The organism is Pseudomonas sp. IT-P171 (assembly GCF_949767765.1).
Classification (GTDB): Bacteria; Pseudomonadota; Gammaproteobacteria; order Pseudomonadales; family Pseudomonadaceae; genus Aquipseudomonas; species Aquipseudomonas fluorescens_B.
Genome location: NZ_CATKQN010000058.1, coordinates 67,973 through 94,623, shown reverse-complemented (window position 1 = coordinate 94,623; position 26,651 = coordinate 67,973). Strand labels below are relative to the sequence as shown.

At 57.9% G+C, this 26,651-nt stretch carries 19 protein-coding genes and 2 pseudogenes; 7 read left to right on the top strand and 14 right to left on the bottom strand.

Features of this window, described 5'->3' with window-relative positions:
* Positions 1-33 precede the first annotated feature (33 nt).
* Complete coding sequence (locus ACM6I5_RS26670; protein WP_414884999.1) at positions 34-870, bottom strand: 23S rRNA (adenine(2030)-N(6))-methyltransferase RlmJ; 837 nt, start codon at positions 868-870, stop codon at positions 34-36.
* Here ACM6I5_RS26670 and ACM6I5_RS26665 point away from each other — a divergent pair.
* Together ACM6I5_RS26665 and ACM6I5_RS26660 are read left to right on the top strand one after the other, a co-directional pair.
* A complete protein-coding gene (locus ACM6I5_RS26665) occupies positions 869-1,396 on the top strand; it encodes a type VI secretion system amidase effector protein Tae4 (RefSeq protein ID WP_017336190.1) in 528 nt (175 codons plus the stop codon). The two genes, ACM6I5_RS26670 and ACM6I5_RS26665, sit on opposite strands and share 2 nt — an antisense overlap.
* The gene (locus tag ACM6I5_RS26660; protein WP_414884998.1) at positions 1,393-1,809 is read left to right on the top strand and encodes a hypothetical protein; all 417 of its coding nucleotides are present in this window, start codon (positions 1,393-1,395) and stop codon (positions 1,807-1,809) included. Before ACM6I5_RS26665 ends, ACM6I5_RS26660 begins: the two co-directional genes overlap by 4 nt.
* A gap of 65 nt (positions 1,810-1,874) precedes the next feature.
* Here the strand turns inward: ACM6I5_RS26660 and ACM6I5_RS26655 are convergent, their stop codons facing one another.
* From ACM6I5_RS26655 to putP, 9 genes are all read right to left on the bottom strand, one after another.
* Entirely contained in the window at positions 1,875-2,192 is a 318-nt protein-coding gene (locus ACM6I5_RS26655) for a hypothetical protein (RefSeq protein WP_017336188.1), read from the bottom strand.
* Between the two features lie 506 nt (positions 2,193-2,698).
* On the bottom strand, positions 2,699-2,938 hold the full coding sequence (locus tag ACM6I5_RS26650) for a contact-dependent growth inhibition system immunity protein (protein ID WP_414884997.1): 240 nt from the start codon (positions 2,936-2,938) through the stop codon (positions 2,699-2,701).
* Positions 2,939-3,167: 229 nt separating this feature from the next.
* Positions 3,168-3,584 carry a hypothetical protein gene (locus ACM6I5_RS26645; RefSeq protein ID WP_414884996.1) on the bottom strand — a complete coding sequence of 139 codons (417 nt, stop codon included), beginning with the start codon at positions 3,582-3,584 and terminating at the stop codon, positions 3,168-3,170.
* Positions 3,584-4,051 carry a hypothetical protein gene (locus ACM6I5_RS26640; protein WP_414884995.1) on the bottom strand — a complete coding sequence of 156 codons (468 nt, stop codon included), beginning with the start codon at positions 4,049-4,051 and terminating at the stop codon, positions 3,584-3,586. The genes ACM6I5_RS26645 and ACM6I5_RS26640 overlap by 1 nt, the downstream gene beginning before the upstream one ends.
* 159 nt (positions 4,052-4,210) lie before the next feature.
* Positions 4,211-4,498 carry a contact-dependent growth inhibition system immunity protein gene (locus ACM6I5_RS26635; protein ID WP_414884994.1) on the bottom strand — a complete coding sequence of 96 codons (288 nt, stop codon included), beginning with the start codon at positions 4,496-4,498 and terminating at the stop codon, positions 4,211-4,213.
* Positions 4,495-9,153 carry an RHS repeat-associated core domain-containing protein gene (locus tag ACM6I5_RS26630; RefSeq protein WP_414884993.1) on the bottom strand — a complete coding sequence of 1,553 codons (4,659 nt, stop codon included), beginning with the start codon at positions 9,151-9,153 and terminating at the stop codon, positions 4,495-4,497. The genes ACM6I5_RS26635 and ACM6I5_RS26630 overlap by 4 nt, the downstream gene beginning before the upstream one ends.
* Entirely contained in the window at positions 9,153-9,890 is a 738-nt protein-coding gene (locus ACM6I5_RS26625) for a DUF4123 domain-containing protein (RefSeq protein WP_414884992.1), read from the bottom strand. Before ACM6I5_RS26625 ends, ACM6I5_RS26630 begins: the two co-directional genes overlap by 1 nt.
* Positions 9,880-11,769 carry a type VI secretion system tip protein VgrG gene (locus tag ACM6I5_RS26620; protein ID WP_414884991.1) on the bottom strand — a complete coding sequence of 630 codons (1,890 nt, stop codon included), beginning with the start codon at positions 11,767-11,769 and terminating at the stop codon, positions 9,880-9,882. Before ACM6I5_RS26620 ends, ACM6I5_RS26625 begins: the two co-directional genes overlap by 11 nt.
* Before the next feature lie 271 nt (positions 11,770-12,040).
* Complete coding sequence (gene putP / locus ACM6I5_RS26615) at positions 12,041-13,525, bottom strand: sodium/proline symporter PutP (RefSeq protein WP_414884990.1); 1,485 nt, start codon at positions 13,523-13,525, stop codon at positions 12,041-12,043.
* 462 nt (positions 13,526-13,987) lie between these two features.
* Here putP and putA point away from each other — a divergent pair, with 462 nt between their 5' ends.
* The gene (gene putA, locus ACM6I5_RS26610; RefSeq protein WP_414884989.1) at positions 13,988-17,941 is read left to right on the top strand and encodes a trifunctional transcriptional regulator/proline dehydrogenase/L-glutamate gamma-semialdehyde dehydrogenase; all 3,954 of its coding nucleotides are present in this window, start codon (positions 13,988-13,990) and stop codon (positions 17,939-17,941) included.
* Positions 17,942-18,186: 245 nt separating this feature from the next.
* Entirely contained in the window at positions 18,187-19,989 is a 1,803-nt protein-coding gene (locus ACM6I5_RS26605; RefSeq protein ID WP_414884988.1) for an acyl-CoA dehydrogenase, read from the top strand.
* A 141-nt stretch (positions 19,990-20,130) separates the two neighbouring features.
* On the opposite strand, the gene ACM6I5_RS26600 is transcribed toward ACM6I5_RS26605, so the two are convergent.
* From ACM6I5_RS26600 to ACM6I5_RS26585, 4 genes and pseudogenes are all read right to left on the bottom strand, one after another.
* Positions 20,131-20,862 (bottom strand): methyl-accepting chemotaxis protein, encoded by a 732-nt coding sequence (locus ACM6I5_RS26600; RefSeq protein ID WP_414879998.1) that lies wholly within the window; start codon positions 20,860-20,862, stop codon positions 20,131-20,133.
* Positions 20,863-20,994: 132 nt separating this feature from the next.
* Positions 20,995-22,023: pseudogene (locus tag ACM6I5_RS26595) on the bottom strand (cache domain-containing protein); the annotation flags it as partial.
* Between the two features lie 145 nt (positions 22,024-22,168).
* Entirely contained in the window at positions 22,169-22,471 is a 303-nt protein-coding gene (locus tag ACM6I5_RS26590; RefSeq protein ID WP_017336179.1) for a cell division protein ZapA, read from the bottom strand.
* Positions 22,468-22,698: a hypothetical protein gene (locus ACM6I5_RS26585; protein ID WP_017336178.1), complete on the bottom strand. Its 231-nt coding sequence runs from the start codon at positions 22,696-22,698 to the stop codon at positions 22,468-22,470. Before ACM6I5_RS26585 ends, ACM6I5_RS26590 begins: the two co-directional genes overlap by 4 nt.
* Before the next feature lie 209 nt (positions 22,699-22,907).
* Between ACM6I5_RS26585 and ACM6I5_RS26580 the strand changes: the two are divergent.
* The 3 genes and pseudogenes from ACM6I5_RS26580 to ACM6I5_RS26570 all read left to right on the top strand — a co-directional run.
* Positions 22,908-23,744: pseudogene (locus tag ACM6I5_RS26580) on the top strand (MCP four helix bundle domain-containing protein); the annotation flags it as partial.
* The gene (locus tag ACM6I5_RS26575) at positions 23,727-24,599 is read left to right on the top strand and encodes a methyl-accepting chemotaxis protein (protein WP_404942955.1); all 873 of its coding nucleotides are present in this window, start codon (positions 23,727-23,729) and stop codon (positions 24,597-24,599) included. The pseudogene ACM6I5_RS26580 and the gene ACM6I5_RS26575, both read left to right, overlap by 18 nt.
* Before the next feature lie 289 nt (positions 24,600-24,888).
* Positions 24,889-26,631 carry a potassium/proton antiporter gene (locus tag ACM6I5_RS26570; RefSeq protein WP_017336176.1) on the top strand — a complete coding sequence of 581 codons (1,743 nt, stop codon included), beginning with the start codon at positions 24,889-24,891 and terminating at the stop codon, positions 26,629-26,631.
* Positions 26,632-26,651 lie beyond the last annotated feature (20 nt).

Genomic DNA, 26,651 nt, shown 5'->3' with positions numbered 1-26,651 from the left:
CGGGAGCAAGCTCCCTCGCCACAAATTCTCTGCTTACTCAGCAATCAACCAATCCATCTGCCACCCACCCTGGGTCTGCCCAAGCTTCTTGGACAACCACGGCAGCAACTCACGCAATTCCTCTTCCAGCCCCCACGGCGGATTCGCAATCGCCAACCCGGAACCGTTCAAACTGTTCGGCGTGTCCAGTGGATGCACCAGCAATTCCACCCGCAACAACTTCGGCGCGCCCGACCCTGCGAGATCCTGATAGAAACGCCGCAACATGCGCTGGTCCTTCACCGGGTACCAGATCGCCGCCACGGTCTGGCGCATCCGGCCAACCGCCTCTTTCAGCGCCGCCGCACAGCGCTGCATTTCATCCAGCTGCTCAAACGGCGGATCGATCAACATTACCGCCCGCTTCTCCTGCACCGGCAGCATCGCCCGGGGCACATGCCAGCCTTCGCCCAGGTGAACCTTCACCCGACGGTCGCCGGCCATATTGTCCTTGAGCAACACACCGTCTTCCGGATGCTTCTCGTTGAGCATCACCCGATCCTGCGGCCGCGTCAGACGCCGCGCCAGCTCCGGCGACCCCGGGTAATAGCGCAACTGGCCATCCGGGTTCATGTCATGCAGCACCTTCATGTAATCGGCGGTCAACGCCGGCAGGTCCGGCTGATCCCACAACCGCGCGATGCCTTCCAGGTACTCCCCGGTGCGGCTCGCCTGATCACCCTGCAGGTCATACAGACCAATGCCGGCGTGAGTGTCGAGATAGGCAAACGGCTGCTCCTTGCGCGACATCAGGGCGATGAGGCGGGTCAAAGTCAGGTGTTTGAACACATCGGCGTGATTGCCGGCATGGAAGGCGTGACGATAATTCATGATTGCTCCTGCGAAGGCCGGGAAGTTTACCTTGTACCGAGGCGAACGTCAGGGCTTCGCGGCTGAGCGGGCATTCGCTCATGTCGGCGACGGAGTCGAAGCGGCAAGAGTTGAAAAGCCTGATGCTTATGCGAATGCCTGCGCCTTGAGGATAAGCAGAGCCTTTAACTATGGCGGATACAAAATCCCCAAAGGCACGATCATAAAAAACCAGCCCATCTATCGATTGAGTGGAGCGGACCAACTCCCCTACATCATGAAGGTGGTAGATTTCCTCGCATTTCTTAGACATAACTGGGGCGAACCCGACCATATTTTGACGCAAAGTAATTCAAATTTTATAAATGGCAAAAAAGGCGTCATTGTCATGGAGATCACCGGGTGGAGCGACGCATCAGGCCACGCGACCCTTTGGAACGGGAGCGTGACCGGTGACGAAAGTGACTACCATAGGCAAGACAGCCACACCTATGACAATCCGAGGGTAAAGCTGGAAAAAATAAACTTTTGGGAGTTGAAAGGATGACGCGCTCGCAGTTAATTGTGCTGGCACTGCTATTGGTTTCAGGGCGAGCCATATCTGCTGAAATCAGTATCGACAAGGCTCGAGAAACGCTTAAAAATTATGGGTTGGCCAACTGTATTTCCGGCCAATTCAAGGGCGAGTCAGAAATCAAATCTGATATAGGACTCGCGATTGGCGCCTACTCGTCGATGGGAAAAGGTCAGCATCTGATCGTTCAAAACGAGGACACCCTTGAAGTCACGCACGATCCCTACGCAGAAACCGAGAAATACATGCGTAATGCCTACGCAAGGACCTCATCCGTCAGCAAGCACTCCGATAAAAAAATGGTTTTTTATGGTTGCCTAGAGGTTTACAACTCCGCGGAATTCGAAGCATTCGTCAAATCTCAGGATCAGTACCTACCAAAGTAGGTCATCAAAAATCATCCGGACGATCCTTCCTGCAATTACACCGGAAGGATCCCCCTTTACCGATGTTACGACAGCGCTTTCAACCGCCGCCCCAACACATCCAGCACATCACACCCATCCCGCAACGGAATGGCGCAGAGCAAGGCAAAGTCACTGAGGATGAAGGACTGACACTCGACCGAGCCACGCATCGACAGGTTTTCCATGACTTGGGTGACGGCGCGGATACGAAAGCTGGCCGCGTCGTATAAAACGTCGAGTGGTGCGAGGGTATCGACGAACAAGGTGGGCATGTCGTCGCAGTTGCTGGTCAGTGCCATGAAACGGCTTTTGGGTGGAGGGGCTGGTTTTTCGTAGGGTGGATCGGGGTGAAGATTTGTCATCAGTCTGATTCCTAACGTATGAATTGGACCGCCAACAATCACTTCCACGCAATGGGTGGCGGCTGTACGCAGGTGTGGAAGACCGAGACGTTAGGCACTCGGCGCACTCGAAAGCGCCCCGCGCACAGCCACCATAAAACACAGACGATAAAAAACGCCGAACTGGTGGCGCTTGACGCGCCTAACGATAGAAGGGCTTCCACACCCTGTCACTGAATTTGCAGTGACCACCCAAGACTATCGATGCGGCTCGATGCGCACCAGTTCATGGAAACCGATAGAAATTGAAGGAAACTTCCGACGACCTTGCCCAGAAATTTCGCTGCCTGTAAGACCGCCTTCGCGGGCAAGCCACGCTCCCACAGGACCGAGTCAAGCCACAAAAAACGGGAACGACTTCAATCCTGTGGGAGCGTGGCTTGCCCGCGAATTGAGCGCGAAGCGGTCATAAAATCTATCTGCCCAAAAAATCGCCAATGGTAAATCGAGGGCACGAGTTCTCTCTATCAATTTCGGCAATTCAGCTTTCTAGCAATATGACGCAACCATGATTCGCCTGACTCCCAAACATTCCAATAGCAGTAATAACAGCTCATCTCCTTTAATAAATACTCCCTCAATTCCACTTCATCTTTCCGTTGTTCAAGCAGAAAACTGATTTCTTGACTGACTGACATTAAATCTCCGGAGTCAGTATCAACTAAAAAAGCATCGATCACTTGTTCAGCCGAATCATGCTCGACCATCCAGTCCTGGTGAAAGTAAGCACCAAAAAATCGTGCAACTCAGGAAGATCTCTATTCATATCTCTGGAAATCCTGTTAGCAAAAAATATCCCTCAGATCGCCGAGCATTATTAACCAGCACCAACAGCAGCTTTGAAGTTAGCAGCAAAAATAACCCGCCCCTTTGCTGCCACTTTTATGAAAATATTGTAGCCAAGCGTTGTTCTTACCTCTCACTTAAGCAAGAGCCTCACCAAGTTGAAAAATCCTCCTGACTTGCTTTATACAGGTCATGAACCCACGCCTCGGACAACTTAACGTAAACATCTTCAAAAAACGCCCTCGGCTCTTTCATCTCATTCCAACCAAGAGGAAGCAAGGAATGAGACATCGGATCATGTTCCAAAACTTCAGAAAAAACACTCGAATCGCCATCAAGAGCATCTCCCAACACGGAAAACAAGATAAACTTATGTCGATAACTCAACTCAGCGAAGCGCTTGATAATAAACTGAAATATTAAAAATTCTCTATCTAAAGGACAGCAAGGATCGTACGCTGACAATTCAACACCAAGACTCTCTTCGCGATCATATATATCGAACCCACCGAGAAAGTTCTCCAAACTAGGGCTATATGGAACATTAAGAAAAGGATGCATCAACATTAAACTTTCTCTATTGGGTAAAGCGTTATAGGCTGCAACGTCTCAAAGTCGAATTTCATCTCGAACGCATTCATCTTAGAAATGTAACGCGGATTGGCAGGATCTAAAGGATTAGGCTCATATCCACAACCTATATTTTCGGCTTCCATTCGCACTACCAGATTTCCTTTACTATCCTCTCCGGTAAAACGTGACATATTTCTGGATTCCCTTGTCATCGCTTCATTGTATGAATTTAACTGTCCTCTATAGCTTAAAAATTTAGAGCTTGGAACGGCTCTCCATTTCTTGCTTTCACCATGAAGCTCGTCAGCAATGGTTTGCTGCTCAGCAGCAGAGACCAAATTTTCCGCTCCACCATTATCAAGACCTCGCACCACGGCCATCCCTTCTTTCAATTTACTAAAAATACTAATTCTCAAAAACTTGCCGATCAACATAATCACTATTTTTTTCAAGCGCTTCATCTCCACAACCAACGCCTGCCTCACCGAACAAAACTCCAATAACGCTGACAACTTAAACACCACCAAACTTATACAAACAGTTACCCAGCACAACTCTCTTCTCTAGGATTAACAACGACCATTAATCCATACGCACAGGTAAGCGGATACGTTCCATACCTAAAGCATGCCAAAAACATGTTCCAACCAAGCCTTACCTGAGGGCCACGCATAAGGGTAATAGTAGGAGCATCCGACCTCCTCAAACAAAAATATCTGCAACTGCTCTTCATTCTGGAAATCGCGCAAAACAATCAGCAATTCATCCTTCACCCGCGAAATCGTTTCAGAAGAAGATTCAGCAACGAATGATTTAACGACGTCATCTTCAGTCTCGTAATCAAAGTGCCAGTCCTGATGAAAGTAACCAGCAAAAAACTGAAACAGCTCTGGAAATTTACTATTCATTTTTCTACATACCCCGTATGTATGCGATAACCGGTGGGTAGTCTCTTGTCTCTTCGTAAAACTAGTAGCAGCTTGGAAGTCGGCGTTACGGTTGATGCATTACGCTTTAAATACACACCGACCGGATGAGAAACCGAATCCTTAACAACGAGCTGACCATCCTTACTCCTCATGAAAGTTTCTATTTGCGCTTTGTTGGCTACTAACACGCTAGATATGGCTTTCTCTGCTGTAGCACGGTCGTAGAATGTGGAGGTCCGACCTAGCCATGGCTCGTCGCTAAGCCTCTTTGCCAGCTGGGCTTTGGTTCGACCGATATGCTTCTCGATAAGATGCCCGCCCCGACCTTCATGCGCAGCCAATCCACCTCCAGGTACAATTTCGCTATACGGCCCATCAACATCCACATCACCAGGGCATGGACTGCAAGCCAACCCCAACGGATCAACCCACCCCGTGGGATTCAGCGCGTACCCGTACTGATTCAGCCCGCCCGCCAGCTTCACAGGATCCGGCGTCAGATATCGCCCTACCTCCGGATCATAGTACCGATGCCGGTTGTAATGCAGACCGCTCTCGACATCAAAGTACTGCCCCTGAAACCGCAGCGGTTGTTCGAGCCGCTCTCCCCCGCCAACTGCTAAATGCGTGACTTTTCCGTAGGCGTTGTACTTCGCCGACCAGACAATTTCGCCACCAAAGTCCGTCAGCTCCTGCGGCGTACCAAGGTGATCGAGCTGATAGTAAAACGGGCAAGCCTTGCGCGGGCCTTTGCCGTCGAGCATGGCCAATGGGCGAAAAGTGCCGGGTTCGTAGACGTAGCTGCGGTAATGCTCGCGGCTGCTTTCGGCGACGAGGTTGTCGCCCTGCCAGAAGAATTCGGTGGTGTGACCGTCGACGGTTTTGGCGATGCGGCGGCCGAAGGCGTCGTAGCGGTAACTCGCGCAACGTCCGTCGGGTGTGGTGACGCCGATCAACCGGTGCTGGCAGTCGTAACGGTAGTCGGTGACGAGTTTTTGCCCAGTACCGCGCCGCTCGCGGATGAGGTTGCCAAAGGCGTCGTAGTCGTAATGGCGGTCACCCTGCATCAGCAGGCGATTACCTTTAACGGTCGCCACGCCGGGGCGATCCTGCAACAGCAGGTTGCCAGCAGGGTCGTGAGCGAAGGTTTCCGGTAGGTCGTCGCGGGTATGGCGTACGCGGGTCAGGCGGTTGAGCGGGTCGTAGTAATAGCTGCGCTGGCCGTGGCGGCTGTCGGCGATAGTCGCCAGGTTGCCGTTGACCGCGTAGCTGTAGTGGCGCAAGTACAGCGATCGGGTTGGCTGGTTGATCGCGTGGGCTTGCAGCCGGCCCTGTTCGTCATAGTGATAGTGGCTGGTGAGTTGACCTTGTTGGCGTTGCTGCTCGCGGCCGAAGGCGAATTGGTGAGTGGTGAGCCGCGCGCCGTTGAGATCGATGGCGCTCAGCGCGCCGCCTTTTTCGTGGTGGTAGTCGAGTTTGCTGCCGTCCGGCAGGCGCATGCGGTTGAGCTGGCCGCTGGCATCGTAGCCATAGCGCAAGGTGCCCCAGCCTTGATGTTCGGTGATCAGGCGGTCCTGTTGGTCGTACTCGAATTCCAGCGGATGATCGTGGCCGTCATTGACGTTGATCAGGCGGCCAAGGCTGTCGTAGCCATACTCGACCTTGATGCCGTCGGGCAGCGTCTTGACCAGCAACCGCCCTGCCGAGTCTCGTTCATAAGCGGTAACCCACCGCGCCCCCTCATCGCCGAACTCGGTTTTCTCCAGCAGATGGCCGTTGAGGTCGTAGGCATACGCGGTGCGACGACCATCGAATCCGGTTTCCTGTCGGATCAATCCGCCGGGCGTGTAATCCAGGCGATATTTCTCACCCGACTCGTTTTCGATTTCCGTCAGTAATAGCTGTGCGTTATCGTAGCGATACTTCAGCTGCGAACCGTCGGCATTGACGCGGCGGCTGACCAAGTGCAAATCGTCAAGGTATTCGTAGCGCGTGGCACGACCCAGTTCGTCACGTTCAGCGGTGATTTTTCCGTAGGCGTTGTAGCTGAATGCCCGAGTGGCACCTGTGGGAAGCGTCGTCTGAAGCAGTCGTCCGACGGCATCCCACTGGTAGCGGGTGACGGCGCCGTGTTCGTCCTGGCGGGTAATCTGCCGACCCAACGCATCGTAGGAAAACCGCCGCTGACCACCGTCCGGCAAGGTCTCTTCAACCCGTTGGCCCAAGGCATTCCAGACGAAGAGATGACGGCTGTTGTCCGGATACCGGATCGACAGCAACTGCCCTTTTTCATCGTAGTGATAGTGGGTGACATGACCGTCAGGATCGGTCGCCTCGATGACATCGCCCTGGGCATTGCGCCGATACGTCCACACGGCTTTGCCGCGGGACTGCGCATGCAGGAAACCGTTGCGATACTCGTAGGAAGTTGGTTCCTCTTCCGGTGGAATCAGCGCGACCAGCCGCCCGACTTCGTCGTAGTGGTATTCGGTGACGGCGCCGAGCGGATCCTGCTCGGCAATCAACCGGCCTTTGTCGTCGTAGGCCTTGAGGTGTTCGCCGCCATCCAGCCCGATCCTGCGCACCAACCGCGCGCGATCATCGTGCTGGTAAACCTCTTCGCTGCCATCACTGTTGCGGACCGTGACGCTGCCCGCGTCATCCCAGACATACCGCGCCTCCATCTGGGCAAACGATGCCCAATGTCGGATGCATCGCGCCGCCTTGCCGGACCGTTCCCACTCCCAGAAGAAACTCGCCCCACCGGCCAGTTGCCGCTGCAGGATGACGCGCTGATCGTCGTAGTCGTAACGTTCGCTTTCGCCGACTGCGTTGGTGGCTTCGATCAGTTGCCGGCGGTCGTTGTAGCGGTAACTGATCAGCGTCTGTTCGGTGTGCCAAGCCTCGTCGAGATTTTGGGCCGGGACGAAAACCTGATAATCGACGGCGACCAGATGGCTGCGCTCATAACGCAACAGCAAGGCTCGGCCGGCGCCGTTATCGAGGCGCTTGATGCGCTCCTGGCGGTCGCGTGTGACGCGCAGTCGGTTGTCGTAACCGTCGCTGATCGTTGTCAGTCGGCCGTTGATGAAGTGATAGAAACGCGTGTCATCGCCGGCCTGGGCGAGGATCAATTCTTCTGGTTCGTCGCCCAGGAAAATTGCCGCGCGCGAGAGGCTGTTGTGGATGGCCGGGCGTTCGATGCTCGGCAGTGGAAAAGAGGTGCGGCGATTTTCGTGATCGATCCAGATGACGTTGTCGCCCTCGATTTCCAGTCGATGCGCGAGGCTGTGACTCCAGCCGAAACCGAGCCCGCCATCGATCTCGACGGCGCTGGTGCGGTAGAGGCGGGTGAAGTCGAACGGCAGGATGCCGTCCAGCGAGCCGTCAGTGAGGGTCAGCAGCTCTTCGCCGGTGACCATCGACACCGGACATTTGTTGGTGGCGGTTTTATCGGCGGAATCGGCGGGGTCGCCGTTGGGGTTTTTCGCCTGAACCGGGACGTCGTCGTGGTGTTCGGTTTGCTTGAGGGTCGTGTTGCGCTTGGCGTCCCAACGCAGCTGCACCCCGCCACTTCTGAGGCCCGCCGCCACGCCCCTTGCTGCGACCTTTTTGTAGCGGTCGACGTAGCTCATGAAGTTATCGATGAGGTTGAAGATCGCTTTGACGAATCCCTGCACGGCGCTGACGAGGCGGGCGCCGTAACTGGCAAAACGCATACTCAGATAAGCAATGCCAGCCCCCGCGCCAGCGAAGGTCAGGACAATCCCGATCAGAATGTCGATGAGCAACTGCACGACGACTGTTGATACAGCCTCGGCGGTTTTTCCGGCGACCTCGCTGGGCGGCAGCATCTCCAACCAGAGGCTGGCGGTGCGCAGCAACAAACACAGTGCCGCTTCATCGCTGGCCAACAGTTGGACTTTTGCCATCACGTCCGGAGCCGTTTTTGCGAGCCTGGCCAGCTCATCAGCACCGCTACCCAGTCGCTCAACGAACTCGCCGGGATCCTTGAGAATGTCCGAGAGCACGTTGAGGCTGTCCCACACACCCATAATTGCGGCCCAACTTCCAGCGAGCATGCCGTTACCCGCTGCGGCAAAAACCGACTGCGACCATTGCGGCTTGAAACCTTGCCACTCGTTGCGCAGCCAGGTTTCGAGTTGTTCGCTCAGGTCGTCGTAAGACTTGAAAAGCTCATCAACTTGATCCGAAGTCACCGCGCTGTGGACATGAACACGGTAGAACTTGCCGGGTGTACCTTCGAACCGTCCCTTGCCGTTTTCATCAAGCGTGACTGTTGTCTTTTCGCCGCCATCAACGGCAATCACATCAACCTGAATGTTCCCCAGTGGAATGTCGTAAACCGACTCGAACTTGCTTTCGATCTCCAGAATCCTGCTCTCAGGACACTGAGCAACACTGGAGATAAAATCGTCATCGCTACTGCTGACCGACTGGGTGGTACTGCCGAGCTTGATTTGCCGTTCCACGCCCATCAGCGAAGGCATGTCCGTCGCCCGGCTGACTTTGTCGGCAGTACGGTTGAACCAGTTGCCAAGTTGTTCGCGATAGAGCGTCAAGGTGTCTTTGAAGCCGTCGAGCTCCTGCTCGATCTGTACGATCTGATCCATCAGTCCAGCTCCGATATCAGGTAATCCACCAAGGCTGATTTCGGTGCTGACGGCAGGTCTGGCGCCTCTAAAAAGACCACCACCTTGTGCCGCAAGACGTTCTCGGAGAACGCCTCGAAAAGGTCAGGACGGTCTTCGCTCAGCCACTTGAGCAAGTTGTTCACCCGAGTGGTGCTTGACTGGTCAGCGAGATGTTCCAGCAGCGTTGCGGAGACTTCCCACCATGGAAAAACCCTGGAGGTTTTCAGCGCGTCACCGCCAATTTCAAGTGACTGGCCATTGATCAGGCAACGCCCGATCACCGGCATCAGTTGTGCCGCGTTTACCTCGGCAGACTGAAGAATCGGCAATAAATAACGCCCATCCCAGAAACGGAAAAATACCGCGCTGCCATTAGGCAAAAGCACTTGCGTAAGGCTGCATAAATGCTCGACCAACACTTCCAGAGTCGAAGAAGACACCGCGAGCCAACCCCAGTCGCAAGACTCGGTCGTGGCCGCCCATTCCAGAAACTCACTGCCGGCAGCGACGATTCCGACATAAGGCATGACCGGCTCCCACTCGGCATAGTCGGTGTCGGCCCAGATCGGACTGGGTGCTTGAGCGGCGATCGATCGCTGCCAGGCCTTTAAGGGTTCTGCGGAGCTTGTATTGCTGAAGATCGCGAACAGTTGCTCCGAAGGTTTCAGCGGTTGGCGCTCCAGCCATTCGCGAGGTGACAAGCGATCAGGCTGCACAGACACCCTCCTTGCAACGCGCACATTCTTCGCAGAACGGCGCGTCGCTTTTGAGGCTCAGAATCTGGGCGACGCTGAGTGCGGCGAGCTGTCTTTGGCTGCTCGGCGCACTCATTGCCGGCATCGGCGCACCACCGAGTTCTATCGGAACGCTGCTGAAGATCCCGGCGGGGCCGATGTTGATCCAGTGCCCGCCCGCCTGAAGCGTGACATTGGTACCGCCTTCGATGACGACTTGTCCGCTCGCTTTAAGGCTCTGGTTGCCGACGCTGATATGTCGATCGCCGCGCACGTGCAGGTTATCGCTTACACCAACGACCGCACTGCGCCGGTTGCCGACCTCGACGTGCAAGTCATTCAATACCTCTTGAGTCCAGTTTCGCTGGGCCCGCAGGTAGATTTCCTCGGCGCCTTTGCGATCCTCAATGCGTAATTCGCTGTAACCGCCACCACCGGGACTGCTTTGGCTGCGGAAAATGCTGCGGGTTTTGTCGGCGGGCAGATTCAGTGGTGCCGAGTTGGCGCCATTGGGAACGCAGCCCATGACCACCGGTTTATCCACGTCGGCATCGACGAACCCCACCAGTACTTCCATGCCGACCCGAGGAATCAGTGCGATGCCGTAGCCGTCATGCGCCCAGCCCGTGGCAACGCGCAGCCAGCAACTGGAATGTTCGTTGCGCTTCCCGTCACGATCCCAAGCAAGCTGTACCTTGACCCGGCCGTACTCGTCGCAGTGGATCTCGCTGTCACTTGGGCCCGTGACTACAGCCGTTTGATAACCGGTGAAAGAGGGTTTCCCGATATGAACCGGGCGAAACGAAACATCCCACGGCGTTGCCAGAAAGGTATTTCTATAGCCTTGGAAATCTTCCGGGTTGCTGCCGGCCATCTCTTCCAGCACCTGCGGCTGACGGCCATGGTGTTCAATTTGGGTGATCAGCCACAGGTCATTCCATGTCTGACGCGGGTGCTCGGCCAAGCGTAGGAAATGCCCGCTGACCAAAGCAGTTTCATCGCCCCACCCTTCAGCCTGACGGTAGTCCGCGTTGTGGCGTTCAAGCGCTCGCTGAGCCAGCTCCTTACCGTATTCGCGATCCGTGAACTGGCCTGGAAAGTGGTAGTCCTCAAGGGCCGGCAACTGCCCGTTGTCGATTCGGCTTTCAAGTTGCAGTCGCGGTTTGTGGAAGTCGTAGTCGCGACGAGCTACCGCCGTGGTGCGGGTTTCCAGTCGTACGTTGAAGCGATTGATCGCTGGCGCATCTGCCGCCATACCGGTGTCAGGCAAGTAAAGCGTCGGTTTGGCGATCAGAGGAAAAACCGTCTGATCATCACCAAACACCAGCAAATGCCCGTCGATGCTGTGCTGGAAGTGGTAGTGAATGCCAATTTCGGCACATAACCGCTGGATGAACGCCAGATCGCTTTCCGCGTATTGCACGCAGTACTCGCGCTCGGGGTAGTCACTGCCAAGACGAAACGCGAAGGCATCACGCTGGATGCCATGATCCTTGAGAACCTGCGCAATGATCGTCGGCACGCTTTTGTGCTGGAAGATCCGCTGATTGACGCGCTGCCCGAGGTAGCTCAGACGCGGCACCAGGCTGATCTGATAACGCGTCAGACGTTGACCGGAATCGCCTTGGCCCACGCGATAAATCTGACCGTGGATGCCGCAACCTTGCGCATCAAAACTCAGAAACGCCTGACAATGCAGAAGGCTTTCGAGATCGAGGTCCGGCCGTTCGCTGACCAGTTCCAGGTCAAAACGATAGGGCTGGCTGATGGCTTCCTTTCCCGTGAACTCAAGCACCTTGAGCTCATTCTGGTTGCCGTCGACGGTCAGCGTGAAGCGCGGTTGATTGGCGAGAGCGAACATCCGATGTGTCTCTGCAGAATGTAGGCGGGCGATTCTGCATGAGCGACAAGGGGTGTTGATGAAGGGACAGGAAACTCAGATTCGCCCTACTTTTTTATAGATTCTTCCTTCAAAAATCGGGACATCCGACTACAGACATCCCCCTCAAAACCACCACCGGCCAATGGGGGAGCGGGTCTTTGTCCCCCGCAAGCAAAAAAAACGGCCCGCCTCCAAAGGAAGCGGGCCGTTTTCATGTTCGGCGAAAGGTCGGAGCCTCAGCTCGTCCCGATCACTTGTTCAGGCGGAAATCTGCCTCGGCAGCGGCAAAGCGCTGAAGCATGCCCGCCGTCGGGTTGCCCAGTTTGCTGACGATGTAGATCGCCAGGCTGGCGAAGATGAAACCAGGGATGATTTCGTACAGACCCAGCAGCTCGAAGTGTTTCCACACGATGACGGTGATCGCGCCAACCAGAATACCGGCCAGTGCGCCGTTGCGGGTCATGTCTTTCCAGATCACAGAGATCAGCACAACCGGACCGAACGCAGCACCGAAACCGGCCCAGGCGTAGCTGACCAGACCCAGTACACGGTTGTTCGGGTTAGCCGCCAGCGCGATAGCGATCAGGGCAACCAGCAGCACCATGGCGCGACCGACCCAAACCAGCTCAACCTGGGAAGCGGTTTTGCGCAGGAAGGTTTTGTAGAAGTCTTCGGTCAGGGCGCTCGAGCACACCAGCAACTGGCAGCTCAGGGTGCTCATTACCGCGGCCAAAATAGCCGACAGCAGGACACCGGCAACCCAAGGATTGAAGAGGATTTTGGCCAGCTCGATGAACACGCGCTCCGGGTTTTCGGTCACAGGACCAGCGACTTCAGGGTGCGCGGAGAAGTAAGCGATACCGAAAAAGCCTACAGCCACGGTGCCGCCCAGGCACAGGATCATCCAGGCCATGGAGATGCGGCGAGCCTTGGCGATCGACTTGACCGAATCCGCCGCCATGAAACGCGCGAGGATGTGCGGCTGGCCGAAGTAGCCCAGGCCCCAGCCCATCAGCGAGATGATGCCGACGAAGGTAGTGTTTTTCAGCATGTCGAAGTTGCTGGCGTCTTTCGCTTCGATGGCCAGGAACGTGGTGTCGACGCCGCCGGTGGCCAACAGCACGATGATCGGCGTCAGCAACAGAGCGAAGATCATCAGCGTGGCTTGTACGGTGTCAGTCCAGCTTACTGCCAGGAAACCGCCGACGAAGGTGTAGGCAATCGTCGCCGCAGCACCGGCCCACAGCGCTGTCTCGTAGGACATGCCGAAGGTGCTTTCGAACAGGCGGGCGCCGGCCACGATGCCGGAAGCGCAGTAGATGGTGAAGAACACCAGGATCACGACCGCGGAGATGATCCGCAGCAGACCGCTTTTGTCTTCGAAGCGGCTGGAGAAGTAGTCCGGCAGGGTCAGTGCATCACCGTTGTGCTCGGTCTGCACGCGCAGACGGCCGGCGACGAACAGCCAGTTCAGGTAAGCACCGATGATCAGGCCGATGGCGATCCAGCTCTCGGACAGGCCGGACATGTAGATGGCGCCCGGCAGGCCCATCAACAACCAGCCGCTCATGTCGGAGGCGCCGGCGGACAATGCAGTCACGACGCTGCCCAGGCTGCGACCGCCCAGAATGTAGTCAGAAAGATTGTTGGTGGAGCGATAGGCCATCAAGCCGATCAGCACCATTGCTGCGATGTAGATCACGAAGGTGATCAGGGTTGGATTGCTTACGCTCATTAAGTTACGCCCTGGCTTTGTTTTTATGTAGCGGCGGCTGGTGAACCGCGCGCAAACGACGACGTTTGACAGACGATTTCAGATCCCGCGCATTTATGACTGATGTTTCCCCAGGAAAGCCATCAGCCAGATACACCTGTCTTTTTGACTGGTTGCACCTTAGCCGCGAATGCTATTCAACAATGCAAATAAGGTGCAACCCATTTCGCGAGAATAAGTTGCACCTAGTCGGATTTATCCGAAAAAAGCCGGTTTTTGCTTCCTTTTAGCGCAGTCAACGACCGTTCCTAGAATTAAAAGCACCAAGCAAGTGCGGTACGTTCGTATCGGAATTTATTTCCTGACGAGCTGCTTATAATTCCGACAAAAAAAGGGTTGCACCCGGTTGCACCTCAAAGGTTGCCCAGCTAATCTTGCGGCCAGCTGATGCCACGCGGTCGTGGCAAACATGAGGATAAAAATATGGCTACCACCACCCTTGGGGTCAAACTTGATGACCCGACCCGCGAGCGCCTAAAGGCGGCCGCGACCTCGATTGATCGCACGCCGCACTGGCTGATCAAGCAGGCAATTTTCAATTACCTGGAAAAACTCGAGGGTGGTGCAACCCTGACCGAGCTGAACGGTTTGACCTCCAAAGAGGCTGACGACAGTGGCGAAGTCCATGTCGACCATGCACACCAGTGCTTCCTCGAGTTCGCCGAAAGCATCCTGCCGCAATCGGTGCTGCGTGCTTCGATCACCGCCGCTTACCGTCGCCCTGAGCCGGAAGTGGTGCCGATGTTGATCGAACAGGCTCGCTTGCCGGTCGCCATGGCCGAAGCCACCAACAAGCTGGCGGCCTCGATTGCCGAGAAACTGCGCAATCAGAAGAGCGCCGGCGGCCGTGCCGGGATTGTTCAGGGCCTGCTGCAGGAATTTTCCCTGTCGTCCCAGGAAGGCGTGGCGCTGATGTGCCTGGCCGAAGCGCTGCTGCGCATCCCGGACAAAGGCACTCGCGACGCACTGATTCGCGACAAGATCAGCACCGGCAACTGGCACCCGCACTTGGGCAACAGTCCGTCGCTGTTCGTCAACGCCGCCACCTGGGGTCTGCTGCTGACCGGCAAACTGGTCGCCACCCACAATGAAGCCGGCCTGACTTCGTCCTTGAGCCGCATTATCGGCAAAAGCGGCGAGCCGATGATCCGCAAGGGCGTCGACATGGCCATGCGCCTGATGGGCGAGCAGTTCGTTACCGGCGAAACCATCGCCGAAGCCCTGGCCAACGCCAGCAAGTTCGAAGCCAAAGGCTTCCGCTATTCCTACGACATGCTGGGTGAAGCCGCACTCACCGAGCACGACGCGCAGAAATACCTCGCCTCGTACGAACAAGCCATCCACTCGATCGGCAAAGCGTCCCACGGTCGTGGGATTTATGAAGGCCCGGGCATTTCCATCAAACTGTCGGCACTGCACCCGCGTTACAGCCGTGCGCAGTACGAGCGTGTGATGGACGAGTTGTACCCGCGCCTGTTGTCGCTGACCCTGTTGGCCAAGCAGTACGACATCGGCCTGAACATCGACGCCGAAGAAGCCGACCGCCTCGAGCTGTCGCTGGATCTGCTGGAGCGCCTGTGCTTCGAGCCGCAACTGACCGGCTGGAACGGCATCGGCTTCGTGATCCAGGCTTACCAGAAGCGTTGCCCGTACGTGATCGATTACGTGATCGACCTGGCGCGTCGCAGTCGTCATCGCCTGATGATCCGCCTGGTAAAAGGCGCGTACTGGGACAGCGAAATCAAGCGCGCCCAGGTCGAAGGCCTGGAAGGCTATCCGGTCTACACCCGCAAGGTGTACACCGACGTTTCCTACATCGCCTGCGCGCGCAAACTGCTGTCGGTGCCGGAAGTCATCTATCCGCAGTTCGCCACGCACAACGCCCACACCCTGTCGGCCATTTACCACATCGCGGGGCAGAACTATTACCCCGGCCAGTACGAGTTCCAGTGCTTGCACGGCATGGGTGAACCGCTGTACGAACAGGTTGTAGGCAAAGTTTCCGAAGGCAAGCTGAACCGTCCGTGCCGCGTGTACGCTCCGGTTGGTACTCACGAAACACTGCTGGCGTACCTGGTTCGTCGTCTGCTGGAAAACGGCGCGAACACCTCGTTCGTCAACCGTATCGCAGACCAGTCCATTTCGATCCAGGAGCTGGTGGCCGATCCAGTGGCCAGCATCGAGCAGATGGCGACGCTGGAAGGCGGCTTCGGCCTGCCGCACCCGCGTATCCCGCTGCCGCGTGACCTTTATGGTGCCGAGCGCGCCAACTCCAGCGGCATCGACATGGCCAACGAACATCGTCTGGCTTCGCTGTCCTGCGCTTTGCTGGCCACCGCTCACAACCACTGGAAGGCCGCACCGATGCTCGGTTGCGCCTCCAGCACTGAAACACCTGCGCCAGTGCTCAACCCGTCCGATCTGCGTGACGTGGTCGGCCATGTGCAGGAAGCAACCGTCGAAGACGTCGACAACGCGATCCAGTGCGCCCTGAACGCTGCGCCGATCTGGCAGGCCACTCCGCCCGCCGAACGTGCTGCGATCCTGGAACGTGCCGCCGATTTGATGGAAGGCGAGATTCAGCCGCTGATGGGCCTGCTGGCTCGCGAAGCCGGCAAGACCTTCGCCAACGCCATCGCCGAAGTGCGCGAAGCCGTGGACTTCCTGCGTTATTACGCCGTGCAGGCTCGCAACGATTTCACCAATGACGCCCACCGCCCATTGGGTCCGGTGGTCTGCATCAGCCCGTGGAACTTCCCGCTGGCGATCTTCAGTGGTCAGGTGGCTGCTGCCTTGGCCGCCGGTAACCCGGTTCTGGCCAAGCCAGCGGAACAAACCCCGCTGGTCGCCGCTCAAGCCGTGCGCCTGTTGCTCGAAGCCGGGATTCCGGAAGGCGTGCTGCAACTGTTGCCGGGTCGTGGCGAAACCGTTGGCGCCCGTCTGGTCGGTGACGATCGGGTCAAAGGCGTGATGTTCACCGGCTCCACCGAAGTCGCTCGCTTGCTGCAACGCAACGTCGCCGGTCGTCTGGATGCACAGGGTCGTCCGATTCCGCTGATCGCCGAAACCGGCGGCCAGAACGCGATGATCGTCGACTCCTCGGCACTGACCGAACAGGTTGTGATCGACGTGGTGTCGTCGGCCTTCGACAGCGCCGGTCAACGTTGCTCGGCGCTGCGTGTACTGTGCTTGCAGGAAGATTCCGCTGATCGCGTCATCGAAATGCTCAAGGGCGCCATGGCTGAATGCCGTCTCGGCAACCCTGAGCGCCTGTCCGTGGACATCGGCCCGGTGATCGACGCCGAAGCCAAGGCGGGCATCGAGAAGCACATCCAGGCCATGCGCGACAAAGGTCGCAATGTGTATCAGGTGGCGATCGCCAACAGCGAAGAAGTCAAACGCGGCACCTTCGTGATGCCGACGCTGATCGAGCTGGAGAGCTTCGACGAACTGCAACGCGAGATCTTCGGCCCGGTGCTGCACGTGGTTCGCTACAAGCGCAAGGACATCGACCAGTTGATCGGCCAGATCAACGCTTCCGGCTACGGCCTGACGCTGGGCGTGCACACGCGTATCGACGAGACCATCGCCAAGGTGATCGACAACGTCAACGCCGGTAACGTCTACGTGAACCGCAACATCGTTGGCGCTGTGGTTGGCGTGCAACCGTTTGGTGGCGAAGGCCTGTCGGGCACTGGCCCGAAAGCCGGTGGTCCGTTGTACCTGTACCGCCTGCTGTCGACCCGTCCTACCGATGCGATCGAACAGTCCTTCGCTCGCGGCGATGCCGTCACTGCACCGGATGTTCGTCTGCGTGACGCCATGAGCAAACCGCTGACTGCGCTGCAAGCCTGGGCCGACAGCAACAAGCTCAGCGACCTGAGCACCCTGTGCGTGCAGTTCGCGGCGCAATCGCAAAGCGGGATCACCCGTGTGCTGGCGGGGCCGACTGGCGAGCGCAACAGCTACGCCATTCTGCCGCGTGAACACGTGCTGTGCCTGGCGGAAGTCGAAGGCGATCTGTTGACTCAACTGGCGGCGGTATTGGCTGTCGGTGGTTCGGCGGTTTGGCCGGAAGCTGACTTGACCAAGGCATTGTTCGCACGCATGCCAAAGGAAATTCAGGCGAAGATCAAGCTGGTTGCCGACTGGAACAAGGACGAAGTGGTGTTTGATGCGGTCCTGCATCACGGCCATTCCGATCAGCTGCGCGCGGTTTGCCAGCAAGTGGCCAAGCGTGCCGGGGCGATCGTCGGGGTTCACGGGTTGTCCCAGGGCGAGACCAACATCGCGCTGGAGCGTCTGGTGATCGAGCGGGCATTGAGTGTTAACACCGCTGCGGCGGGTGGTAATGCAAGCTTGATGACGATCGGCTAAATCGCAACAAGACCGGGCGTCCGCAATGGTCGCCCGGTCAGCAACATCCCTGTGGGAGCTAGCCTGCTAGCGATAGCGGTATAGCATTCAACTAATATGTTGAATGTTATGGCCTCATCGCGAGCAGGCTCGCTCCCACATTTGATTCGCGCTGCCCGCATCCCACCATCACGCTCATCAATCATCCTGTTCAGCCTCTATTCCCACGCCTAGACTCGGTCCATTCCAAAAAAAGGTAGGCCGCCATGTCCGAGACGTTGCTCAGTTCCCGCAATCTGGCTTTCGAGCTGTATGAAGTCCTCGATGCCGAAGGCCTGACACAGCGTGAGCGTTTCGCCGAGCACAATCGCGAGACCTTCGATGCTGCCATCGGCACTGCCCGCAACATCGCCGAGAAGTTCTTCGCCCCGCATAACCGCAAGGGTGACGAGAACGAACCGCGCTATGAGAACGGCCAGGCGATTCTGATTCCGGAAGTGAAACCGGCCGTGGATGCTTTCCTCGAAGCCGGTTTCCTCAACGCTGCGCGCAGTTTCGACGCCGGCGGCATGCAACTGCCTACACTGTTGTCCCAGGCCTGCTTCGCGCACTTTCAATCGGCCAACGCGGCGTCAACTTCTTATCCCTTCCTGACCATGGGCGCGGCGAACCTGATCGAAAGCTTCGGCACTGAAGAGCAGAAACAACGCTTCCTGCAGCCGATGATCGACGGCCGCTTTTTCGGCACCATGGCGCTGACCGAGCCCCATGCTGGCTCATCCCTGTCGGATATTCGTACCCGCGCGGAGCCGGCGTCGGACGGTACTTATCGCCTGAAGGGCAACAAGATTTTCATCTCCGGCGGCGATCACCCGCTGTCGGAAAACATCGTGCACATGGTGCTGGCCAAACTGCCGGACGCGCCGGCCGGGGTGAAGGGGATTTCGCTGTTTATCGTGCCCAAGTTCCTGGTCAACGATGACGGCAGCCTGGGTAAGCGCAATGACGTGTTGCTGGCCGGCCTGTTCCACAAGATGGGCTGGCGCGGCACCACGTCTACGGCGCTGAACTTCGGCGACAACGGCGAATGCGTCGGCTATCTGGTGGGCAAGCCGCACCACGGTTTGAGCTACATGTTCCAGATGATGAACGAGGCGCGGATCGGCGTCGGCATGGGCGCGGTGATGCTCGGCTACGCCGGTTACCTGTATTCGCTGGAGTACGCCCGCGAGCGCCCACAGGGCCGCGTGCCGGACAGCAAAGACCCGAACACCGCGCCGGTGGCGATCATTCAACATGCTGACGTGAAACGCATGTTGCTGACGCAAAAAGCCTACGTCGAAGGTTCGTTCGACCTTGGGTTGTATGCGGCGCGATTGTTCGATGACACCACGACACTGGAAACCGAAGGCGAGCGCAAACAGGCGCATGAGCTGCTGGATTTGCTGACGCCGATCGTCAAATCCTGGCCGTCGGAGTTTTGCCTGAAGGCCAACGAACTGGCGATCCAGATTCTCGGCGGCCACGGCTACACCCGTGAGTACCCGGTCGAGCAGTATTACCGCGACAACCGTCTGAACCCGATTCATGAAGGCACCCACGGCATTCAGTCGCTCGACCTGTTGGGGCGCAAACTGGCGCAGAACGGTGGCGCGGGACTCAAGCAATTGATCCGCCTGATCGCCAATACTGCCGAGCGCGCTCACGCATACGATTCGTTGACCCCGTTGCGTGAACCGCTGGAGAAACTGGTGGCACGCCTGCAGACCGTGACCATTGGCCTGCTGACCGATCTGGGCCAAGGCAAGGTCAACAGCAGTCTGGCGAACTCGGCGCTGTACCTGAAAGTGTTCGGGCACACAGTGATTGGCTGGCGCTGGCTGGAACAGGCGATTCGCGCCGAGGAAGGGTTGGCCAAAGGGAATGCGGCGGATGTGGGCTTCTATAAGGGCAAGCTGCAGGCGGCGCGGTATTTCCTGACGTGGGAAGTGCCGGGTTGCCACCATGAACTGGCGATTCTTGAGGCTCGGGATGATGTGTGTCTTGGGATGCAGGATGAGTGGTTTTAACTAAAGCTTTGCAATGCTGCTGAAATCCAATCGCGAGCAGGCTCGCCCCCACAGGGATCTCTGTCGTCACAGATAATGTGATCAACACCCGAATCCTGTGGGAGCGAGCCTGTTCGCGATGGCATCAGCACAACCAACACATCACTTCAGCTTGAAACTGCCCATCTGCCGCGCCAGATCATCCGCCAACCGCTGCAACGTCTGACAGTCCTCACGGCAAGCCCTGACCTCCCCCGCCGTCGCCCGGGCCAGATCGGAAATCCCCTGCACATTGCGGTTGATCTCTTCCGTCACCGCCGACTGCTCTTCCGTCGCGGTCGCCACCTGATGGTTCATGTCGCTGATGCGCTCGACCTGCCCGGTAATCGCCGTCAACGACGCCCCGGTGCGCTGGCTGGACTCAACCCCGGTGCCCGTCGCCGCTTGCCCGGTGTGCATCGACGACACCGCGTTCTCCGCGCCCTGCTTGAGGCTGCCGATCATCTGCTGGATCTCATCGGTGGAGGCCTGCGTACGTCGAGCCAACGTGCGCACTTCATCCGCCACCACCGCAAATCCACGCCCCATGTCCCCGGCCCGCGCCGCTTCGATGGCTGCGTTCAACGCCAAAAGGTTAGTCTGCTCGGAAATCCCGCGAATCACCGCCAGCACCTGATCGATGGACGCCACCTGATTGGCCAGCTCGCCTACCGCGCTAGCGGCGTGGCCGATTTCATCGGACATGCTTTCAATATGCCGGATCGAACCGCCGACCACTTCCCGCGCCTGCATCGCCTCATCGCGAGCATTCTGCGAAGCAACTGCGGCGTTGCCGGCGTTCTGCGCGATTTCCTGCACAGTCAGGCCCATTTCGTGGACGGCGGTGGCGACCATGTCGGTCATTTCCTGCTGACGCCCGGAGCGTTCGGCGGTGTTGTGAACAACCTTCGCCACCTGACTGACTGCGGTGCGCAAGCGCTCACTGGTGGTCAGCACTTCACCGATCATCTCGCGCTGACTGTCGAGGAATCGATTGAAACCGCGCGCCAGGTCGCCCAGCTCATCGGCGCGACTGGAATCTAACCTGTGGGTCAAATCTCCACCACCGCTACCGATGGCTACCAATGCCGCTGTTACCTGACGAATCGGGCGCACCAGGCCACGGGCCAGCAACACCACCAGCAACAGGCACACCAGCGCCACCGCCAGACCGATGCCGCTGCTCATCCACATGGCACGGCGGGCTTCGGCGTAGATCTGCGACTGTGGCACTTCGGCCACCAGGGTCCAGCCCAGATCCCGCAAAGGCAGGCTCAATGCCAGGAAATCTTCGCCGTCGCGGGTGAATCCGCTGCTGGTGGCGGCTTTTTGACCCATGACTGTTTGCGCCGCTGAGCCGCCAATTTGCTCGGCCAGGGTCCGTTTTCCGCTGAACTGCGCCTCGGGATGAACCTGGATCAAACCGTCGGAACGTACGAGATAGACCTTGCCGCGCTCACCAAAGTTGAAGTTGTGGATCAGCTCCGATAGCTCTTTCATGCTCAACCCGAGGCCCGCAACGCCCACGACTTTGCCGGCCTGTTCGACCTTGAGGTCGATGAACAGCGCCAACTCTCCGGTCGCGGTGTCATTGTCGATATTGAGGGTGCGCGGCTGGTTGCTGTCGAGGAACGAGTAGAACCAGGCGTCCTTGGGGTTGGAACGGCTGAGGGTCCGGTCCAGGCCTTTTTCAGTGAAATAGTGGTTTGAAGCCGTGCCGACGATCAGCGCGGTAAACGCTTTGTGTTCCGCGCGAATGCCTTCCAGATACTCCACGAACGCGGCGGTCCGGGCACTGTCTTCACCCCCGGCCAGCCAGTCACGCACCATGCTGTTGCTGGCGATGTCCTTGGCGGCGGTAAGGGGTTGCACCAGGATGCGTTCGATGTCGTTGCGCATCGCTTCGATGCTCGACGGCAGCGCTTGTTCGACAAGGTAGCTCTGGGCAAGACGGTTGACCACGAGGGTATAAATGCCAACCACGATCAGAATACTGACCAGCAGGGCGGTGCCCATGCTCAGGATCAACTGCCATTGAATACTGCGTCGCCAGAACTGCATGGAGCACCCCCAAAGAATAAGAGGCTGAAACACTGCAACAGCCGTGCCGATTGTATACAACACAAACGACAATTTATTCTTTGGTTGTGCGCAAAGCCGATCAGGCCTGATTGATCGTCTTGGAGATCACTTCAACCGTGGCGCTGACTTGCTCTTGGTAACGGTCGAGTTCGAGCTTGTGTTGCTTTTGCATTTCGATCTGCTGCGAGCACAGATTCATGGCTGCCAGCACCAGCAGGCGGTCACCGATCAGCGTCGGGTACTTTCTTTTGGTGTCGGCCAAAGCGGCTTTCAACATCATGGCGGCGTCCAGCAGGGTTTGCTCTTCCCCGGCCGGCGCCTTGATCGAATAGTCCTCCCCCAGGATCGAGACGACTTTTACCCCTGCGGCGCCCTGACTCATGCGCTGACCGGGCCGGCGCTGACGCGTTCAACCAGGGCCTGAATGCGGGCGGCGGTGGCGCCTTGTTTTTCTTCCTGTTCCATCAGACTCAGTTGCAGGCTTTCGTTTTCATCCTTGGCCTGGGCCAATTCTGCGCTCAGGGTCTGGTTGGTGCCGAGCAGGTTCTGGTTCTGTTGAACAAGGTCGCTGACCAGCTGTTCCAATTGGCTTAGGGATGCTTCCAACATTTTGATTTTCCAGGCATTTTCAAAGGGCGCGTACGATAAAGAAAAGTCACCACGGATGCCAGGGTTATTGGGGCGCAAGGCCTTGATTTTGCTGGCGGGTGACCTTCCTCGCGAACTTTAAAGACTGTGATTGGCGAATCTGGTTCCTGCACTTCGTCGCCGGGCCCTCGCTGCGACAAATACGCACAGGCATTCAAGACTTTAGTCGTATGACCGATAAGTCATCCATACGTCAGTCCCAGCGCCGCACGGCTGCGCTCTTTTCGGTAAACACCATGTCCCTTCGTAATATGAATATCGCGCCGCGGGCGTTCCTCGGCTTCGCTCTGATTGGCGGTTTGATGCTGGTTCTGGGTGTGTTTGCCTTGAACCAGATGAGCAAGATCCGTGGTGCCGGTGAAGACATCGCCTCCATGAGCGTACCGAGCATCAAAAGCCTGGATGAGTTCACCCAGCTGACCTTGCGACTTCGGGTCCTGTCCTATCGTTTGCTGGTAAACCGCGAACCTGATGTTCAGCAGAAAACCATGGAACTGTTCGACCTGCGCAACCAGCAGATCCGCGATGCCCAGAAAGTCTACGAGCAACTGATCGATGGCCCGGAAGAACGCGCCGCCTATGATAAGTACGTGCAGTTGCTGGCGCAGTATCGCCAACTCGAAGAGCGGATGAAGACGTTCTCGCGCAACAATCAGGTCGACGACCTGCGCAAGATGTTGAACACCGAGTTGCTCGCCAACTCCGAAGAAGTCAACGCAGCCCTCGCGAAGTTGCTTGAAATCAATACCCTGCAGATCGACAAAACCGACCGCAATGCAGGTGACCAGTATTCGATGTCCTTCAATCTGGTGATCACTTTGCTGGTCATCGCCACCGGCCTGACCGTGCTGTTTGCCTGGTTGCTGACCAACAGCATTACCAAACCGATCGCCAATGCCTTGAGCGCTGCCGAAGAAATCGCCGAAGGTAACCTGACTCGCCCAATCACCGTTGATGGCGAAGACGAAGCCGGTCGTTTGCTGCTGGCCATGTCGAAGATGCAGGACAAGCTGCGCGACACCCTGCAGCGGATTTCCGGCTCGGCCACGCAACTGGCCTCCGCCGCCGAAGAGCTCAACAGCGTCACCGACGAAAGCGCACGCGGCCTGACCCAACAGAACAACGAGATCGAACAGGCTGCCACCGCGGTCAACGAAATGACCAGCGCCGTGGAAGAAGTGGCGCGCAACGCGGTGAGCACGTCCGAAGCGTCGAAGAACGCCACCACATCGGCTGGCGATGGCCGCGATCTGGTTCAGGAAACCGTCAGCGCCATCGAACGCATGAGCGCCGATGTGCAGAGCACCGCCACGCTGATTGGCGACCTGGCGAATGAATCCCGTGACATCGGCAAGGTGCTGGATGTGATCCGTGGCTTGGCCGACCAGACCAACCTGCTGGCGTTGAACGCGGCGATCGAAGCCGCTCGCGCGGGTGAAGCCGGTCGTGGTTTTGCGGTAGTGGCGGATGAGGTCCGCGCCCTGGCGCATCGCACCCAGCAGTCGACCAGTGAAATCGAACGGATGATCGGCAGCATTCAAAGCGGCACCGAACACGCTGTGGATTCGATGCGCAACAGCACCGAGCGTGCCGAGTCGACCCTGAACATCGCCCGGGGTGCCGGCCTGTCGCTGGACACGATCAACAGCGCCATCGTCGAAATCAACGAACGCAACCTGGTCATCGCCAGCGCGGCCGAAGAGCAGGCGCAGGTGGCGCGGGAAGTGGATCGCAACCTGGTGAACATCCGTGATCTGTCGGTGCAATCGGCAACCGGGGCCAATCAGACCAGCGCAGCGAGCAATGAGCTGTCGCGGTTGGCGCTGGACCTGAACAACATGGTTGGGCGGTTTAGTCTCTAACGGCTAACACTGCCCCTGTGGCGAGGGAGCTTGCTCCCGCTGGGTCGCGTAGCGACCCCAAGCAGGCAACGCGGTGAATCAGGTTCCACACGAGATCCGATTTTTGCGACTGCTTCGCAGCCGAGCGGGAGCAAGCTCCCTCGCCACAGTAAATGCGCTCGATCTGGCGATGTAGTTCGCTCCGTCAAAAACCTTTTTGACAGCATCACATTTCAACAGGTTAGAATCGCTGGCACGCAGACTGCATGGTCAGTTTGTGCCCGCCTTTCAGCTTTCTGGAGTACTGCCTTTGAATGCGACGACCATCAACAGCCTGTTCTTGATCGGCGCGTTGCTGGTAGGTGCAAGCATTCTGGTGAGTTCACTTTCGTCCCGCCTCGGCATCCCGATTCTGGTGATTATCCTGGCCGTGGGCATGGCGGCCGGCGTCGATGGCGGCGGCATCATTTTCGATAACTACCCGACGGCCTATCTGGTCGGCAACCTCGCGCTGGCGGTGATCCTGCTCGACGGTGGCTTGCGAACCAGGGTGTCGAGTTTCCGCGTGGCGTTATGGCCGGCACTGTCGCTGGCCACGGTCGGCGTGCTGATTACCACCGGGCTGACCGGCATGGCCGCGGCGTGGCTGTTCAATCTGAACCTGATTCAAGGCCTGCTGATCGGTGCCATCGTCGGCTCCACGGATGCCGCGGCGGTGTTTTCGCTGCTCGGCGGCAAGGGCCTTAACGAACGGGTCACCGCCAGCCTCGAGATCGAATCCGGCAGCAACGACCCGATGGCGGTGTTCCTCACGGTCACCCTGATCGACATGCTCGCCAGCGGCGAAACCGGCCTGCACTGGAACCTGCTGGTGCATCTGGTGCGCGAGTTCGGCATCGGCGGCGTGATCGGCCTGGGTGGCGGCTGGTTGATGCTGCAGCTGGTCAACCGGATCAATCTGGCCACCGGCCTTTATCCGATTCTGGTGATTGCCGGCGGCCTGGTGGTGTTCGCCCTGACCAACGCCCTGCACGGCAGCGGCTTCCTTGCGGTCTACCTGTGCGGCCTGGTGATCGGCAACCGTCCGGTGCGCAGCCGCCACGGCATCTTGCACATGCTCGACGGCATGGCGTGGCTGGCGCAGATCGGCATGTTCCTGGTGCTGGGGCTGTTGGTGACGCCGCATGATTTATTGCCCATCGCCCTGCCCGCCCTGGGCCTGGCGCTGTGGATGATTCTGTTTGCACGGCCACTGTCGGTGATGGTCGGCCTGTTGCCGTTCAAGGCCTTCCACGGCCGGGAAAAAGCCTTTATTTCCTGGGTTGGCCTGCGTGGTGCGGTCCCGATCATCCTGGCGGTGTTCCCGCTGATGGCCGGCCTGCCCAACGCTCAGCTGTACTTCAACCTCGCGTTCTTTATCGTGCTGGTCTCGCTGCTGGTGCAGGGTACGAGCCTGCCATGGGTGGCGAAGCTGTTGAAGGTGACCGTTCCGCCCGAGCCGGCGCCGATCTCCCGCGCCGCGCTGGAAGTGCATGTCACCAGCGAGTGGGAGCTGTTCGTTTATCGCCTCGGCGCTGAAAAATGGTGCATCGGCTCGCCCCTTCGCGAACTGAAAATGCCCGAAGGCACGCGCATCGCGGCCCTGTTTCGTGGCCAGCAACTGCTCCATCCGTCGGGTAGTACGGTGCTCGAAGTCGATGATTTGCTGTGCGTAATCGGTCACGAACACAACCTTCCGGCCCTCGGAAAATTGTTCAGCCAGGCACCGCAACGAGGTCTGGATTTGCGCTTCTTCGGCGACTTCGTACTGGAAGGAGATGCCCAGCTGGCCGCGGTTGCTGCCCTGTACGGATTGAAAGTCGAGGGCATCGATCCGGATATGACTCTGGCCCGTTTCATTGCCCACAAAGTGGGCGGTGCGCCAGTGGTGGGTGACCAGGTGGAATGGAACAACACCATCTGGACCGTCGCGGTCATGGAGGGGAACAAGATCGGCAAAGTGGGCGTCAGATTCCCCGAAGGAAGTCGCCCGGGTCCGGGACTCTTCCTCTAAACTCCACACTTCGTCTCGTT